At 75.1% G+C, this 13,415-nt stretch carries 15 protein-coding genes and 1 riboswitch; of the genes, 10 read left to right on the forward strand and 5 right to left on the reverse strand.

Going from position 1 to position 13,415, the window contains the following annotated elements:
• Positions 1–272: 272 nt before the first annotated feature.
• Positions 273–1,814: a plasmid pRiA4b ORF-3 family protein gene (locus ACGFIZ_RS21195; RefSeq protein ID WP_393421648.1), complete on the forward strand. Its 1,542-nt coding sequence runs from the start codon at positions 273–275 to the stop codon at positions 1,812–1,814.
• Between the two features lie 71 nt (positions 1,815–1,885).
• Here ACGFIZ_RS21195 and ACGFIZ_RS21200 read toward each other — a convergent pair whose 3' ends face one another.
• Positions 1,886–2,095 (reverse strand): hypothetical protein, encoded by a 210-nt coding sequence (locus ACGFIZ_RS21200; RefSeq protein ID WP_393421650.1) that lies wholly within the window; start codon positions 2,093–2,095, stop codon positions 1,886–1,888.
• Between the two features lie 2 nt (positions 2,096–2,097).
• Positions 2,098–2,376, reverse strand: coding sequence for a DivIVA domain-containing protein (locus tag ACGFIZ_RS21205; RefSeq protein ID WP_393421652.1), 279 nt, complete (start codon positions 2,374–2,376; stop codon positions 2,098–2,100).
• A gap of 298 nt (positions 2,377–2,674) precedes the next feature.
• Here ACGFIZ_RS21205 and ACGFIZ_RS21210 point away from each other — a divergent pair, with 298 nt between their 5' ends.
• From ACGFIZ_RS21210 to ACGFIZ_RS21225, 4 genes are all read left to right on the forward strand, one after another.
• A complete protein-coding gene (locus ACGFIZ_RS21210) occupies positions 2,675–2,914 on the forward strand; it encodes a winged helix-turn-helix domain-containing protein (protein WP_393421654.1) in 240 nt (79 codons plus the stop codon).
• A 1,145-nt stretch (positions 2,915–4,059) separates the two neighbouring features.
• Entirely contained in the window at positions 4,060–4,542 is a 483-nt protein-coding gene (locus ACGFIZ_RS21215) for a M36 family metallopeptidase (RefSeq protein WP_393421656.1), read from the forward strand.
• Entirely contained in the window at positions 4,506–4,877 is a 372-nt protein-coding gene (locus ACGFIZ_RS21220) for a ribonuclease domain-containing protein (RefSeq protein WP_393421658.1), read from the forward strand. Before ACGFIZ_RS21215 ends, ACGFIZ_RS21220 begins: the two co-directional genes overlap by 37 nt.
• A 61-nt stretch (positions 4,878–4,938) precedes the next feature.
• Positions 4,939–5,355 carry a barstar family protein gene (locus ACGFIZ_RS21225; RefSeq protein WP_393421660.1) on the forward strand — a complete coding sequence of 139 codons (417 nt, stop codon included), beginning with the start codon at positions 4,939–4,941 and terminating at the stop codon, positions 5,353–5,355.
• Positions 5,356–5,385: 30 nt separating this feature from the next.
• Here the strand turns inward: ACGFIZ_RS21225 and ACGFIZ_RS21230 are convergent, their stop codons facing one another.
• Positions 5,386–6,138 carry an HD domain-containing protein gene (locus ACGFIZ_RS21230; protein WP_393421662.1) on the reverse strand — a complete coding sequence of 251 codons (753 nt, stop codon included), beginning with the start codon at positions 6,136–6,138 and terminating at the stop codon, positions 5,386–5,388.
• A 125-nt stretch (positions 6,139–6,263) separates the two neighbouring features.
• Between ACGFIZ_RS21230 and ACGFIZ_RS21235 the strand changes: the two genes are divergently transcribed.
• Both ACGFIZ_RS21235 and ACGFIZ_RS21240 read left to right on the forward strand, forming a co-directional pair.
• Complete coding sequence (locus ACGFIZ_RS21235; protein WP_393421664.1) at positions 6,264–6,977, forward strand: DedA family protein; 714 nt, start codon at positions 6,264–6,266, stop codon at positions 6,975–6,977.
• 139 nt (positions 6,978–7,116) lie between these two features.
• Complete coding sequence (locus ACGFIZ_RS21240) at positions 7,117–7,449, forward strand: nuclear transport factor 2 family protein (RefSeq protein ID WP_393421666.1); 333 nt, start codon at positions 7,117–7,119, stop codon at positions 7,447–7,449.
• Positions 7,450–7,523: 74 nt separating this feature from the next.
• Here ACGFIZ_RS21240 and ACGFIZ_RS21245 read toward each other — a convergent pair whose 3' ends face one another.
• Positions 7,524–8,837, reverse strand: coding sequence for a TIGR04013 family B12-binding domain/radical SAM domain-containing protein (locus tag ACGFIZ_RS21245; protein WP_393421668.1), 1,314 nt, complete (start codon positions 8,835–8,837; stop codon positions 7,524–7,526).
• A 119-nt stretch (positions 8,838–8,956) separates the two neighbouring features.
• Between ACGFIZ_RS21245 and ACGFIZ_RS21250 the strand changes: the two genes are divergently transcribed.
• Positions 8,957–10,081 (forward strand): aromatic acid exporter family protein, encoded by a 1,125-nt coding sequence (locus ACGFIZ_RS21250; RefSeq protein WP_393421670.1) that lies wholly within the window; start codon positions 8,957–8,959, stop codon positions 10,079–10,081.
• Between the two features lie 53 nt (positions 10,082–10,134).
• On the opposite strand, the gene ACGFIZ_RS21255 is transcribed toward ACGFIZ_RS21250, so the two are convergent.
• Positions 10,135–10,839, reverse strand: a complete 705-nt coding sequence (locus tag ACGFIZ_RS21255; RefSeq protein WP_393421672.1) for an alpha/beta hydrolase — start codon at positions 10,837–10,839, stop codon at positions 10,135–10,137.
• A gap of 241 nt (positions 10,840–11,080) precedes the next feature.
• Here ACGFIZ_RS21255 and ACGFIZ_RS21260 point away from each other — a divergent pair, with 241 nt between their 5' ends.
• The gene (locus ACGFIZ_RS21260; RefSeq protein WP_393421674.1) at positions 11,081–12,316 is read left to right on the forward strand and encodes an MFS transporter; all 1,236 of its coding nucleotides are present in this window, start codon (positions 11,081–11,083) and stop codon (positions 12,314–12,316) included.
• Positions 12,317–12,437: 121 nt separating this feature from the next.
• A complete protein-coding gene (locus ACGFIZ_RS21265) occupies positions 12,438–12,773 on the forward strand; it encodes a hypothetical protein (protein ID WP_393421676.1) in 336 nt (111 codons plus the stop codon).
• 170 nt (positions 12,774–12,943) lie between these two features.
• Positions 12,944–13,073: riboswitch (cobalamin riboswitch) on the forward strand.
• Positions 13,074–13,415 lie beyond the last annotated feature (342 nt).

The following is a 13,415-nucleotide window of genomic DNA, read 5'->3' on the forward strand; positions in this document are numbered from 1 at the left end:
CGGACTTCGGCGAACACGATGTGGCACGCGTACGCGACTGGTGCGCCGAGCGCGTCCCGGAGACCGTCCGACGCCGACCCGCGATGTCGCTGAGCTGCTCGACGAGGTGCAGCGGGACCCCACCGGCATCTTCTGGGGCTGACCGCTGCCGGATGCCCGGGTCGTCGACGCCCACCGCAGCGCGGCCGCCGCCTCCTGGGCCATCCGACACGCCGACGCCTGAGCGTGTGTCGCGTTTCGGTCGGGCCGGTGGAATGGGACAGACTGTCCGGGTGAGTCCAGTGAGCCGTAATCGACGCCGCAATGGGAAGAAGCGATCAGTACGGAGCGGCGCGCCGCTCGTCGTGGTGGGCGCGCCGGAGGAGTGTGACTGCCCGGCCTGCACCGGGGCGCAGCCCGATCCGGAGCAGCTCGTCGACATGCTTACCCAGTCGGTCGACATCGACGCCCTGCAGGATCCGCTCGAGCTGGAGATCGCCGCCTCGATGCTGCTGGCGATGGGAACCGCCCTTGGCGACGACTTCGACCAGGCGTTGCTGCAGCTGTTCGTGCCACGGTTCGAGGCGCAGTCCACGCCGGAGGCGCGGGCGATGCTGGCGGGGATCGCCTCGGTTGCCGAGGGTGAGGTCAGTCGGGCTGCCGCGGAGGCGGCCGGCCGGCTCGCCGCCGCCGGCGTACCCGCGCCGCCCTGGCTCGCCGAGCTGGAAGCCCCGGTCACGGTGCAGGAGTGCCGCCGCTTCACCGGGCCGGAGGGACTGACGTTCCTGCTGGCCGGCAGGTTCCAGCGGGCCGACCGGAGGCACGCTCTCTTCGTTCTCCTGGACGACTGCGACTGCGGTGCCGCCGGTCAGATCCTGCTGATCGAAGCGGACCAGTGGGACGAGGCGATCGAGTCGCTCCTGTCCGACCTGCGCGCCGGCGGCGTCGACGTCACGGAGGAGAAGCTGCGGCCAGCGGACTTCCGTCGCGCCGTGGAGGACGCGCTGGACGCCCGCGCTGAGCACGACGAGGTCGACCCCGAGCCGCTGGACGAACTCGTCGACGAGGACGGCCCCGCCTACCCGCCTCTGGCCGTGCTGCTCCGCAGCCGGATGCGGGCGCTCCCCGCGCCCCGGCGCAGGCGTCAGCCGCAGGGCGCCGAACTGGACATCGCCTCGATGTCCGCGCTGCTCGGCATCCTGGCGCCGCCCCGGCGTGGCGCCGTCCTACCGGCCCAGCGCCGTCCCGCCGGCCTGCCCGCGAAGCGCAAGAAGTCGGACGGCCCGGCGCCGATCTACCAGATCAAGGTGGGCCTGCGGGGCGCCCGTCCGCCGATCTGGCGACGTCTCGAGGTGCCGGCCGACGTCAGCCTCGCCCGACTGCACGAGCTGATCCAGGGCGCCTTCGACTGGTACGACACCCACCTGCACGTCTTCGAGACCGCGTACGGCAGCTTCGGTCGCCCCGACGCCGATCTCGGCCACCGCGCCGCGTCCCGGGTCACCCTGGAACAGGTCGCCCCCGAAGTGGGGGACAAGCTGCGGTACACGTACGACTTCGGCGACAACTGGGAACACGACATCGTCGTGGAGAAGGCCGTCGACCGAGACTCGTCGGTGACGTACCCGCGCTGTGTCGGCGGGCGGCGGGCGGCGCCGCCGGAGGACTGCGGCGGAGTGTGGGGGTACGCGGAACTGGTGGAGATCCTCGGCGACCCCGCACACCCGGAGCACCGGGACAGGCTGGACTGGCTGGGCCTGGACGACCCGACGGACTTCGACCCGGCCCGGTTCGACGCGAAGGTGGTGACCGCGGCCCTCCAGCAGCGCCGGTAGTGCTGGATGCTCGATCGTTGACGGTTGAGCGACTCGACACGCCGACGACGACGCCGCTGAACTGCCAACCTTCAACCGAGCCCCGCGAGCTGGACGTAGATTTCGCGCTTGGCAGTCGCCTGGCCGCGCCGGTCGAGGACGTAGCCGGTCAGCCAGACCCAGCCGGCGTACGTCGGGCGGTCGCAGACCGAGACGATGCGGAAGGTCAGGGCGCGGTCGCCGGCGAACTGCACCGAGGCTCGGCCGTCGATCCGGAGCAGGTCGCCGGGGCGGGGTCGCACCGCTACCAGGGCCCGTCGTTCGGTCGGCGGCACTCGCGGGCGTGCATCGCCTGCCAGTCGCGCAGCGCCCGTTTGAGCCGGTCGTTCTCCTGGCTGAGCATCCGTACCTGCTGGTGCAGGTCGTTCAGCTCGTCGGCGACCCGGGCCGGGAACTCGCGTACCTGATCGGGGTCGACGCCCCGGCGGCGCGGGTCGAACGTGCGGGTCCGCACCTCGTGCGGGGTCAACCGGGCCGGGCGGCCGGTCCCGTAGAGCTGGCCGGATCGGTACACCTGGGCCACGACGATCCTTTCCAGGGCAGGGGAGAGCCGGTGGGGTTGGAAGGGCGGGCCGTCCGCACGCCGGCCGCGGGCGGCCCGCCCGCTCCGCCGCCGCAGCCCTGTTCGGCGGTACGACAGCGGAGCAGTCCGGTGGGTCGGGACGGGCACGCGCACCCGCCCCGACCAGGGGGAAGAGCCGATCTCGTTGCCACGCGAGGAACGACTCAGGAGCAACATATCTAGAATAGCTAGGAGAGTCAACGCTGCTTGTTAGGCGCGTCGCGGTGTGATCGAATCTGATTGCCACGCGAGGAGTGCCATGCCTGAAGTGCCGGATTACTGGCGTATCGCTGACGACGTGATCGCCGATGTCGGAGCCAACAAGCTCAAGCCGGGCGACAAGCTGCCCTCGATCGCCGAACTGCGGCAGCGCTACGGCGTGAGCCACGGAACGATCCAGATGTCCTATGCGCGGCTGGAAGCGCTGCGCGTCATCCGGCGACACCAGGGCAAGGGCATCTTCATCACCGACCCCAAGACCTGGATGCGGGAGCCCTGAACGCATAACGCCGGTCGTTAAGGCCACGAAAGATCAAGGTGCTCGTCCGGGCGCCGAGTTTCCTCGGTCGCTTGCTGCCTGGGCGACGGGAGCACCCCCTGCCGAGTGCTTGAGCCGCCGGCTTGTCTAGATCGTCTGCGCTTGGCGTAGACGACACGCCGTCGGACCTCTCTCTCAACAGCAGACGATCATGGCGAGCGGTACGTGGCAGGGCTGACACGCAGGCCCGCCGCCGCATCGACACCGTGCCATTTGTGGATGTTCGGATGGTGTCGACCGCCCTGTTGAACTGGTCGGATGGCGGGCACGGACCTCACGTTCGACGAACAGGAGACACTGTGCGCACACCACCCGTGCGTTGCGGGGGACCGCGGCGCTGCTGCTGGCAGCCGGGCTGGTCCTGACCGCAGGAGCTGGCGGCCAGGCGGCGCCCAGGGAAGAGCCCCGCACCCAGGCGACGCCCGGCCACCTGCCCGGCGACCGCCACGACAGCAAGACCAGGGACAACCGTACGGGCCGGATCGCGGCCACCGAGCGGCAGCGGGACAGGGCCGCCGCGCTGGGCCTCCGCGCCACCTGGAACGACCTCGGTACGCCCGCCACGCTCGCCTCGACGGGCCGGGCGCTCGCCACGGGCCTGCCCGCCGACCCGGCCGCCGCCGCCCGCGCGTACGTGGCGGCGAACCGGGATCTGCTGGGGCTGACCGCCGACGGCGCCGCGGCCCTGGAGCAGGTGACCGTCGCGCCGATGGGGGAGGGCGTGGCGGTGCTGTTCCGGCAGCGCTTCGGCGACCTGCCCGCCGCGGTGGACGGCATGCTGTCCGTCGCCGTGCGCGACGGGGCGGTCTGGCACGTCAGCTCGTCGATGAGCCGGGACGGCGGCACGCCCGCCCCGGCCACCCTCACCGAGGAGCAGGCGCGGCAGGCGGCCGTCGCCGACTCCGGCCTGACGAACCCGACGATCCTGCGTACGTCGCTGGTGGCGGTGCCGACCGCCGACCGGGGGCCGCGGGAGGCGTACGAGGTGGTGCTCGTCGCGGCCACCGCCGACGGGGACGCGGCGGCGTTCTCGACCTACGTGGACGCCCGGGACGGCGGCGTGCTGGTCCGACAGCCCGCTCAACTACGGCGCGATCGACTACGACTTGGTCGGCCTGCAGGTGCACGCCTCCGGCGAGGTGTGGAGCGCCACCAACGCCGACATCCGCGCCGCCCTGGTCGGCCGGTACGGCGCGGGCGACGCGGCGCTGCAGAAGTCCTGCGCCAACGGGCAGACCCCGGTCACCGCCTGCCCGGGCAACCGGCGCTGGATCCAGATCGTCTTCGACTCGTTCCTGCTCATGGCGAACAGCCGGGTCAGCATGGTCGACGCGCGGGACGTCATGCTCGCCGCCGACCAGGTCCGCTTCGGCGGGGCCAACCAGGACCTGCTCTGGAACGCCTTCGCCGCCCGGGGGCTGGGCGAGGCCGCCGCCAGCAACGGCAACGGCGACGTCGACCCGACGCCGGGCTTCACCTCCCCGTACGCGGACGAGGCGACGCTGACCTTCAAGCCGGAGGGCGACGACGCGCCGGTGCGCTGCTCACCGCTATGGTCGCCGCCGCCCTGGTCGGGCCGTCCGTGGTGACGCCCCGGCTGGCCGACCCGGCCGAGGCCGCCGTCTACAACTCCTGCTCGATGACCCGCTGCGCGGACGCGCGCACCGCCCGCTCCGGCTGGGCCGCGAAGGGCTTCCCGACCACCCGGGGCTGGTACTCGTGGAGCGGCGGGCTCTACAACTTCGCGGGCGGCCGGTTCTACAACTACGAGGGCCAGCTGCCCGCCAACGCCACCTACTACGAGTACGACGTCTACCCGCGCGCCTACGGTGCCCCCCGGGACGCGTACCGGATCGTGGTCAACAAGAGCACCGGCGCCACCTGGTTCTCGCCCAACCACTACACCGACTTCTACCTGCTCTGACGCGGCACCCGGCGGGGTCGGGGCCGCGGCGGGCCCGGGCCCCGCGCCAGGGGAGGTGACCATGACCGAGGGGTACGCCCCGGGCGACCTGCCGCCCTGGCTGACCGTGACACCGGGCCCGCTGGACGTGGGGGAGCACCCCGCCCCGCCCGCGCGGCTGCCGGCCGGGGCCGCCCGCACCCGGGCCGGCCTGCACGCGGCGCTGGTCGACGCCCTCGACCTGCCCGGGTACACCGGGCGCACCTGGGACGCGCTCGCCGACGTCCTGCGCGGCCGGCTCGACGCAGGCCCGCTGACCCTGGTCGTCGACGACGCCGGGGAACTGCTCGCCGACGAGCCCGACGACCAGCTAGCCCTCCTGCTGCGGGTGCTCGGCGACGCGGCGGCCGACGCGGGGTACCCGCTGCGGATGGTGCTGCGCGACGTCCCCGACCGCCTCCCGGCCCTGCGCGCCCGCATGCGAGGCGGGGCCCCATGATGACGCCCACGGCAGAGACGGCGGCGCCCGTCAGGGGGCGCTGACCGGCTGGTCGAGGATGGCGCTGAAGCGTTCCTCGGCGAGGTCGAGCTGGCTGAAGATGTGCTCCTTGACCGCCGGCGAGAGCGGGGTGTCCGGCCGGGCGACCAGCTCCCGCAGGACCGGCACGAGCGGCCGGTACTTGGTCGCCGACTTGAAGACCTTCGGGCCGACGGTGTGGATCACCCCGACCCCGTTGTCCGTGAAGTCGGAGACCTTGATGACCCGCGCCCACGGCTCCCGGTCGAGGCTCGCCGCCACGTGCTCCCGGTACTGGACGTATCGGTCGCGCTCCGGGTCGTACGCCGGGTTGGTGACCGCGGCGACCAGGCGCGCCACCCGCGGGCCGAACCGCGCGGCGAGCGTGGCCAGCGCCGCCGCCGTCACGTCGGCGCCCGCCGCCGTGGCCCCGCCGGCACCCGCCGCCGGCCCGGCCAGCTCCGCCGGGTGGTCCTCGACGGCGTCGTGCAGCAGCCCCGCGACGATCACGTCCACGTCGCGCACCTGGTAGTGGTGCATCATCCGGATCGCCACCCGCAGCAGGTGATTCAGGTACGGCTCGCGCACCCGCCGGTCGTCGCGGTGCAGCTCGGCGGCCAGGTCGAGGGCGGCGGTGAGCCGGGCCCGCGCGTCGTCGTCGAACGCGCGGATCTCCAGCCGGAACCGCTCCAGCAGGCCGGCCTCGCCGTGGATCTCGGTGATCGCGTGCATCGGCATCGAGGCAAGGTACGGCGGGAAGCTCATGGACCACTTATAGCTGATCTTCACCGTCGGCGGGGGCACGCCGTCGGCCTCGCGACGTGACCCTTGCGGACCACGGAATTCCGGCATGCGGGCCGGGCGGCGGTGCGCGGGGGCAGAATCACCAGATGGACCGGGTGGTGGAGGTGCTGCTTGGGCTGTCGCCCGCGCTGGTCCTGGCGCTGGTCCTTGTGCTTCCGGCGCTGGAGGCGTCCACCTTCCTCGGGCTGGTCGTGCCCGGCGAGACGGCCGTGCTGGTGGGCGGGGCCCTCGCGCACGAGGGACGGCTGCCGCTGTGGGCGGTGGTGGTCGCGGCCTTCGCCGGTGCCGTGGCGGGCGACCAGACCGGCTACCTGGTGGGCCGCCGCTACGGCCGCCGGCTGCTGGCCCGCATGCCCCGTCGGCTCGTCCGCTCCGCGGAACTGCGGTGGGCGCTGGACCTGGTACGCCGCCGGGGTGCCGTCGCGGTGGTGGTCGGCCGGTGGGTGGCGGCGCTGCGCGCGCTCGTACCGGGGATCGCCGGGCTGAGCGGGCTGCACCGGCGCACCTTCACGGTGGCCAACATCGCCGGCGGCGCGGTCTGGGCGGTCGCCGTGGCGGTGCTCGGCTACCTCGCCGGAGCGTCGTACCGGCAGCTGGAGCGCCGCCTCGGCCTGGGCGGGAGGTGCTGCTGGCGGTCGTCGCGCTGCCGGTGGCGGTGCGCGTCTGGCGGCTGCGCCGGGCCGCCCGGGGCAAGCAGGGCCCGCCGGCCCGGGCACCGGGCGCCTAGGCTGGCCCGCTTCCTCGCCTCCCCGGAGTACGCCGAGGCGCTCGCCGCCGGGCGCGCCCAACCGGCCGGCTGAACGGGGCGGGTGCGCCCGGCCGGCGCGGCCGGGCGCCGGGTGCGAATCCCGCCCTCCGGGGCGCGGGCACGACGTCTATCGGGGCGCGTTCGTGGTAGTCAGCCCCGACGGACGGACCCCGACCCCGAGGAGAGGCACGATGACCGTCACGGTTCCCAGCGTGATCGTCCGCTACTTCGAGCTGAGCGGCAAAACCGACACGGACGCCTTCGTCGCCCTTTTCACCGACGACGCGATCGTGGCCGACGAGGACCGGACGTACGACGGCCCGGCGGCGATCCGGGCCTGGCGCGAGCGGCAGGTGGCCGAGTTCGACCACAAGGCCGTGCCGGAGGCGATCGAGGAGGAGGCGGGCGGCAACCTGCTGGTCACCGCGATGGTCTCGGGCACCTTTCCGGGCAGCCCGGTCCGCCTGCGCCACCGCTTCACGCTGCGCGACGGCCTGATCGGCGCCCTGGACATCCGGCCGTAGCCGCGACACCCGGATCCTCGCCGCCACCCCGGCCCGCGCTCGCCCTCGGCGTCCGGCGCGTCCGGGGCGACGGGTCAGCGCTCGGCCAGGGGCAGGATCGTCCGGCTCCGGCCGGGACGCGGGTACGCCTCGGCCGCCGCGGCCAGCCGCGTGGCGTGGTCGCGTTGCCGCTGCCAGTGCCCGTAGAGGGCGCCGCGCTGGGAGAGGCGGTCGACCTCGCTGATCGTCTCCGGCGCCACGTCGCCGGGCGGCGCGTCCCGCCACGGGGTGCCCGGCAGCGGCATGAAGGTGTGCGCGTGGATGCGGGCGCCGAGGTCGGCGAGCTCGCGGGCGAGCCGCAGCGACGCGTCGACGTCGGCTCGGTCCTCGCCCGGCATCCCGAAGATCATGTCGACGTTGATCCGGAAGCCCTCCTCGACGCCGAGGCGGACGGCGCGTTTCACCTCGTCGACGCCGTGGCCCCGCTTCGCCGCGTCGAGGATGCGGTCGGAGCCGGACTGGGCGCCCACGATGATGTTGTTGTTGGCGCAGTACTTCTTCACCACCCGCAGCGCCTCCCGCGAGACGTGCTCGGGGCGGATCTCGCTGGGGAACGAGCCGAAGAACACCCGCCCGTCGGGGCCGATCCCCTCCCGGCACGACGCGAGGAGTTCCTCCACCGCGTCCAGGTTCGGCTCGTCGCTCTGGCTGCCGTACGACAGCGCGGTGGGGGTGATGAACCGGACGTCCCGCAGTCCGCGCCGGCGCATGGCGTCGACGTGCCAGCGCACGTTCTCGACGCTGCGGTGCCGGAACCTCGCCGAGAACATGAACGGGGTCTGGCAGAAGCGGCAGGAGAAGACGCAGCCGCGGGTGATCTCCAGGGCGTTGAACCGGTCCCACCTCAGCGAGAAGCCACGGAACTCGTCGAGCGGTCGCCGCTGCGGGCGCCCGGTCCGCACGACCGCCCCGGTGGCGTCGCGGTAGGCGAGGCCGGGGACGCCGGTCGGGTCGCCGACGGCGTCCACCAGGCGCAGCAGGGTGGTCTCGCCCTCCCCGACCGCGGCGACGTCCCAGCCGGCGTCCAGGGTCTGCACCGGCTCGGCGGTCGCGTGCACGCCGCCGGCGACGTGCGTCACGTTCGGCGCGTCGACCAGGGCGCGGACCTGGGCCAGCTCGCCCGCCATCGCCTCGGCGTCCGGCGAGTAGAACGACCACAGCACCAGCACCCGCGTCGTGGAGCCCGCCGCCGCCCGGACGTGCGCCGCGGTCGCCTCCGGGGTCTCGCCGAAGCGCACCTCGTACCGCGTCGGGGTCTGGTGCTGCTCCAGCGCCCCGAGCAGCACGTGCAGGCCGTACGTCACCGCCTTGCGGTACCGCAGCACCAGCACCAGGTCCACCGTCGTCATGGTCACATCGTGCCAGCCGGCCCGCCGGCCACCGGCGGGGGCCGAGCGGGCCCCGGCCGGGCCGCTCGGCGCGCCGACGGGCACCATGGGTGGCGGCGCGACCAGGGGAGGAGGCGGCGATGCCGCGGTGGAGCTGGTTCCGGGAGGCCGCCGGTCGGGTACGGCGGGGCTGGCGCCCGGTGGTGGAGGCGACCCTGGCCGCCACGGTCGCCTGGGTGCTGGCCACCCGGCTGCTCGGGCACCCGCAGCCGTTCTTCGCCCCCGCCGCCGCGCTGATCGTCCTCGGTCAGGCCCGGGGCCAGCGGACGCGGCGGGCGGTGGAGGTGGTGCTCGGCGTCGCCGCCGGCGTGCTCGTCGCCGACGTGGTGGTGCAGGCCCTCGGACCGCACACCAGCTGGACGGTCTTCACGGTCATCCTGCTCACCGTCGCGCTGGCGGTGGCCGTCGGCGCGAGCGGCGTGTCCGTGGTGCAGGCCGCCGTCTCCGCCCTGTACCTGGTGGTGATCGCCCCGCCCACGGAGTCGCTGGTCCCGTTCCGGTTCGTCGACGCGCTGGTCGGCGGCGGGGTCGCCCTCGTCGCCAGCCAGCTCCTCGACGCCCGGCGTCCCCTCGCCCCGCTCGTCGCCGAGTTCCGGCAGACCTTCGAGGACCTGGCGGGGCTGCTGTGCGAGGTCGCCGACGCGCTCGACGCCCGCGACGAGACGGCCGCCCTGGCCGCCCTCCACCGGGCCCGGGGCATGGACGCCGCCGTCGAGCGGCTGCGCGGCGGCGTGCTCGCCGCCGGCGAGGCGCTGACCCTGCACGTACGCCGCCGCCGGGACCTGGGCCGGCTGCGCTCGGTGGACCCGTCGATCGGCCAGATCGACTACGCGGTGCGCAACGTGCGGGTGCTCGCCCGGGCCGGGGTGACCCTCACCCGGCTGGGCAGCCCGGCCCCGGCCGAGCTGGGCGCGGCGGTCCGGTCGCTGGCCGCCGCGGTGCACGCCGCCGGCGAGGCGTTCGCCGCCGACCTCGACGGCCGGGACGCCGCCGCCGACGAGCACGCCGCCCGCGCCGAGGACGCCGCGCTGGAGGCGGTCCGGCTCGCCGGCCGGCTGTTCACCTCCGGTCAGACCCTCCCGGTGGCGATGATCGTCGGGCAGCTCCGGGCCACCGCCATCGACCTGCTGCGCGGGCTCGCGCCCGGCGACGACGCGGCCGTCCTCGGCCGCGTCGACGAGGCGCTCGGCCTGCCCGCCGTCTGAGCCGGTCGAGTTCCGGAGACAGCGGCCCGAACGGGAACCTGGGCACGGAGGGCTCAGCCGGCCGCGAGCCAGTCGAGCGCCTGACGCCGGATCGCCTCGGGCACCTCGTGCCCGCCGTCGAACTCGGCGTACGTCACGTCGTGGCCGAGGCCGCGCAGCCGGGGCGCGAGCCGGCGGCTGCACACGTCCACCGGCAGCACCTGGTCGTCGGCGCCGTGGGAGAGGAACAGCCGGGGCCGACCGTGGCTGACCAGGGGCGCGGCGAAACCGGGGGAGAAGGCCAGCACCGCGTCGGCCAGGTCGCCGTTGGTCAGGCCCAGCGAGAGGGCGTACGAGGCGCCGTCGGAGAAGCCGCCGAACGCCACCCGGGCGACCCGGTAGTTGCTGAACGCGTCGGCGAGCAGCGCGTCGATCCGGCGTACGTCGGTGCCGTACCCCTCGACGATCACGTCCCACGTCGACGCGGTCGCCTTCGGCGCGACCAGCAGCAGGTGGTGCGCGTCGGCCAGCGGCAGCAGCAGGTCCAGCCCCTGCCGCGCCGACCCGCCCGCCCCGTGCAGCAGCAGCACCAGCCGGTACGGCCGGTCGTCGGCGCGCTCCGCCGGGGCGTACAGCAGGGCCGCCGGCTCGCCGCCGGGGCCCGGCACGGTCACCAGGCCGCGCTGGGCACGGGTGACCGGCGGGCCCGGGCGGGCGGTCAGCCGCCCGTGTCGGTGGTCCTGCGCCGGTTCCCGGTGCGCCGGGGCGGGCTCGGTCAACTCGTTCTCACCTCGCGTCGCGGGACGCTTCACCGCCGTCGGTCGGCGGCGACGCCGGTTACCCGCCGGAGCAGCGGTTAACCGGCCGTCGTGCCGCGCCGGTACCGACCGGCGTCACGCCCGGCTCCGGCGGGCCGCCGGCAGGCGATGGAAGACGTGGTGGTGGGAACGCTCTCAGGTGTGCGATCGTCGGCGGGGCCGCGCGTGGGCGGCGCCGGGCACGGGGAGAGGAAACGGCACTGTGAACAGTTCCACCGACGTCACCGAACCGGCGGCCGCTCCGGCCGTCGCCCGGCCGGTGCTGGCGGCGCGCAACGCCGTGGCCGTCGTGTTCGCCCTCAACGGCCTCGCCTCCGCCGCCTGGTTCTCCCGGGTGCCGGCGGTCAAGGAGGCGCTGGAGCTCAGCGCGGGGCGGCTCGGGCTGCTGCTGCTGGCGGCGTCCATCGGGGCGCTGGTGGCGATGCCGACGTCCGGCCTGATCACCCAGCGGTTCGGGGCGGCCCGCACGGTGGCGTACAGCACGGCGCTGCTCACGCTGGCGCTGGCCGTCATCGGGCTGTCCGCCGGCCTCGCCGGCTGGCTGCCCGGGGTCGCGGTCGGCCTGTTCGCCCTCGGCTACGGCTCCGGCACCTGCGACGTGGCGATGAACATCGAGGCGACGGGGGTCGAGCGGCGGCTCGGCCGGACGATCATGCCCCGGTTCCACGCGGCCTGGAGCCTCGGCTCGGTGGCCGGCGCCGGCCTCGGCGCGGGGGCCGCCCGGCTCGGGTTCCCGCTCGCCGCGCACCTGGCGGTGCTCGCGGCGGTGGTGCTGGTCGGGACGCTGCTCGCGGTCCGCGCGTTCCTGGCCGCCGCGCCGGCCCCGTCGACGGACGACGCGAAGCCGGGAGCGGACGCCGCCGCCCGGCGCCGCGCCCAGCTGGCGGCCTGGCGGGAGCCGCGCACCCTGCTCATCGGCCTGCTGGTGCTGGTGGCGGCGTTCACCGAGGGCACCGCCAACGACTGGGTCGCGGTGGCCTTCGTCGAGGGGTACGACCTGAGCGAGGCGGCCGGCGCGGCCGTGTACGGGGTGTTCGTGGCGGGCATGACCCTCGGCCGCACCGCCGGCACGGTGGCGCTGGACCGGTGGGGGCGGGTGCCGGTGCTGCTCGCCACCATCTCGGTCGCCGGGGCCGGTGCGTCCGTCGCGGTGCTCGCCGGGTCCGGGCTCGTGGCGATCGTCGGCGTGGCGCTGTGGGGCATCGGCGCGTCGCTCGGCTTCCCGGTGGGCCTGAGCGCCGCCGCCGACGACGAGGAGCGGGCACCCGCCCGGGTCAGCGTCGTCGCCGTGCTCGGCTACACCGCGTTCCTCGGCGGGCCGCCCCTGCTCGGCTTCCTCGGGGACCACGTGGGCACCCTGCGCGCCCTGCTCGTGGTGCCGTTGGTGCTGCTGCCCACCCTCGCCCTGGTTCCGGCCACCCGCCCGCTGAAGCGCTGAAGGCTCCCCGCCGACGGCGGCGGCCGTCCGGGTCCACGGTCAGCTTCTTCTCACCCGGCTCGCAGCCGGTTGCCAGCCGGCGGTGCTGCACTGGGGGAGACGCCCAGGAAAGGGGTCGGACATGGGCTGGTTCAGCCGGCGTCGGCGCGCCGCCGACGGGACGCCGACGAAGCTCGACCGCGAGGCGAACGCCGACGACCTCGCCGCCCTGGAGGCGTTCGTGCGGACCCGCCGGGGCGTGGAGTTCTATCTGGAGCCCGAGACCACGGCGACCGACACCACGGTGATGGCGATCGCCCACGACGGCGAGTGGATCCGCCGCCGGACGGGCTCGCCCCGGGCGGCGGCGCGGATCGCCCAGCGGCACGCTGTCCCGCTGTACGAGGCGGCGCGCACCGGGTACCCGGAGCGGATGCGGGCCTGGAACCGCGCCCACCCCGAGCGCCGCCTGCGCTGACCCGGCGGGCCCCGGGACCTCGCGGGCGACTCGGCTCCGAAGGGGTCCCTTGGGGCAGGTGGGGACGCGTTCCCGACCGGCCGGACGGGGCCGCCGCGCGGGCCGGCCGTGGGACGCGCCGTTGACCGGCGGCGCGCGGGTGTGGCAGCATTCGCGGCCTGACGGCAGTGAAGGAAGCCGGTGCGATTCCGGCGCGGTCCCGCCACTGTCACCGGGGAGCGATCCCCCCTCGTGAGTCACGGCCGTGTGTCTGCGGTTGGAAGGCCGGGGGTGAGCGTCGATCCGGGAGCCAGGACACTTCGGCCGTCGGGACGACCCCAGGGCGTGGACACCCGAGGAGGACCCGATGACGCACGCCGACGACCACCGTCTGCGCCGGTCAGCGCGTGGCAGCAGGCCCGCGGCCGGCCGCCGACCCGAGCCGCCGCCCGGCCGCGCCCGGCCCGTCGTCCGCCGCTGACGTCCGCATCCCGCACGCCGAGGTCCGTGCCTCGGGACCGCCGACGTCCGCGCCCCCGCCCCGCCGGGTCCTCGCCCGCCCGGCCGGTCGGCCCCCGCTGACCCGGCACCCGGTCCGCCGTACCCGCTGAGCCCGCGCCCATCCCCTGCCCGCCGACGGCCGCTCGCCGCCGGGGGCATCAC

Origin of the sequence: Micromonospora sp. NPDC048830 (genome assembly GCF_043198215.1) — a bacterium.
Lineage (GTDB): Bacteria > Actinomycetota > Actinomycetes > Mycobacteriales > Micromonosporaceae > Micromonospora.

Bases quoted from the DNA above. Each gene is read 5' to 3' on its own strand.
- ACGFIZ_RS21225 (WP_393421660.1), top strand. From the start codon at position 4,939: ATGACCGAGGGGTACGCCCCGGGCGACCTGCCGCCCTGGCTGACCGTG.
- ACGFIZ_RS21235 (WP_393421664.1), top strand. From the start codon at position 6,264: ATGGACCGGGTGGTGGAGGTGCTGCTTGGGCTGTCGCCCGCGCTGGTC.
- ACGFIZ_RS21210 (WP_393421654.1), top strand. From the start codon at position 2,675: ATGCCTGAAGTGCCGGATTACTGGCGTATCGCTGACGACGTGATCGCC.
- ACGFIZ_RS21265 (WP_393421676.1), top strand. From the start codon at position 12,438: ATGGGCTGGTTCAGCCGGCGTCGGCGCGCCGCCGACGGGACGCCGACG.
- ACGFIZ_RS21245 (WP_393421668.1), bottom strand. From the start codon at position 8,837: ATGACGACGGTGGACCTGGTGCTGGTGCTGCGGTACCGCAAGGCGGTG.
- ACGFIZ_RS21230 (WP_393421662.1), bottom strand. From the start codon at position 6,138: ATGAGCTTCCCGCCGTACCTTGCCTCGATGCCGATGCACGCGATCACC.
- ACGFIZ_RS21240 (WP_393421666.1), top strand. From the start codon at position 7,117: ATGACCGTCACGGTTCCCAGCGTGATCGTCCGCTACTTCGAGCTGAGC.
- ACGFIZ_RS21250 (WP_393421670.1), top strand. From the start codon at position 8,957: ATGCCGCGGTGGAGCTGGTTCCGGGAGGCCGCCGGTCGGGTACGGCGG.
- ACGFIZ_RS21220 (WP_393421658.1), top strand. From the start codon at position 4,506: ATGGTCGCCGCCGCCCTGGTCGGGCCGTCCGTGGTGACGCCCCGGCTG.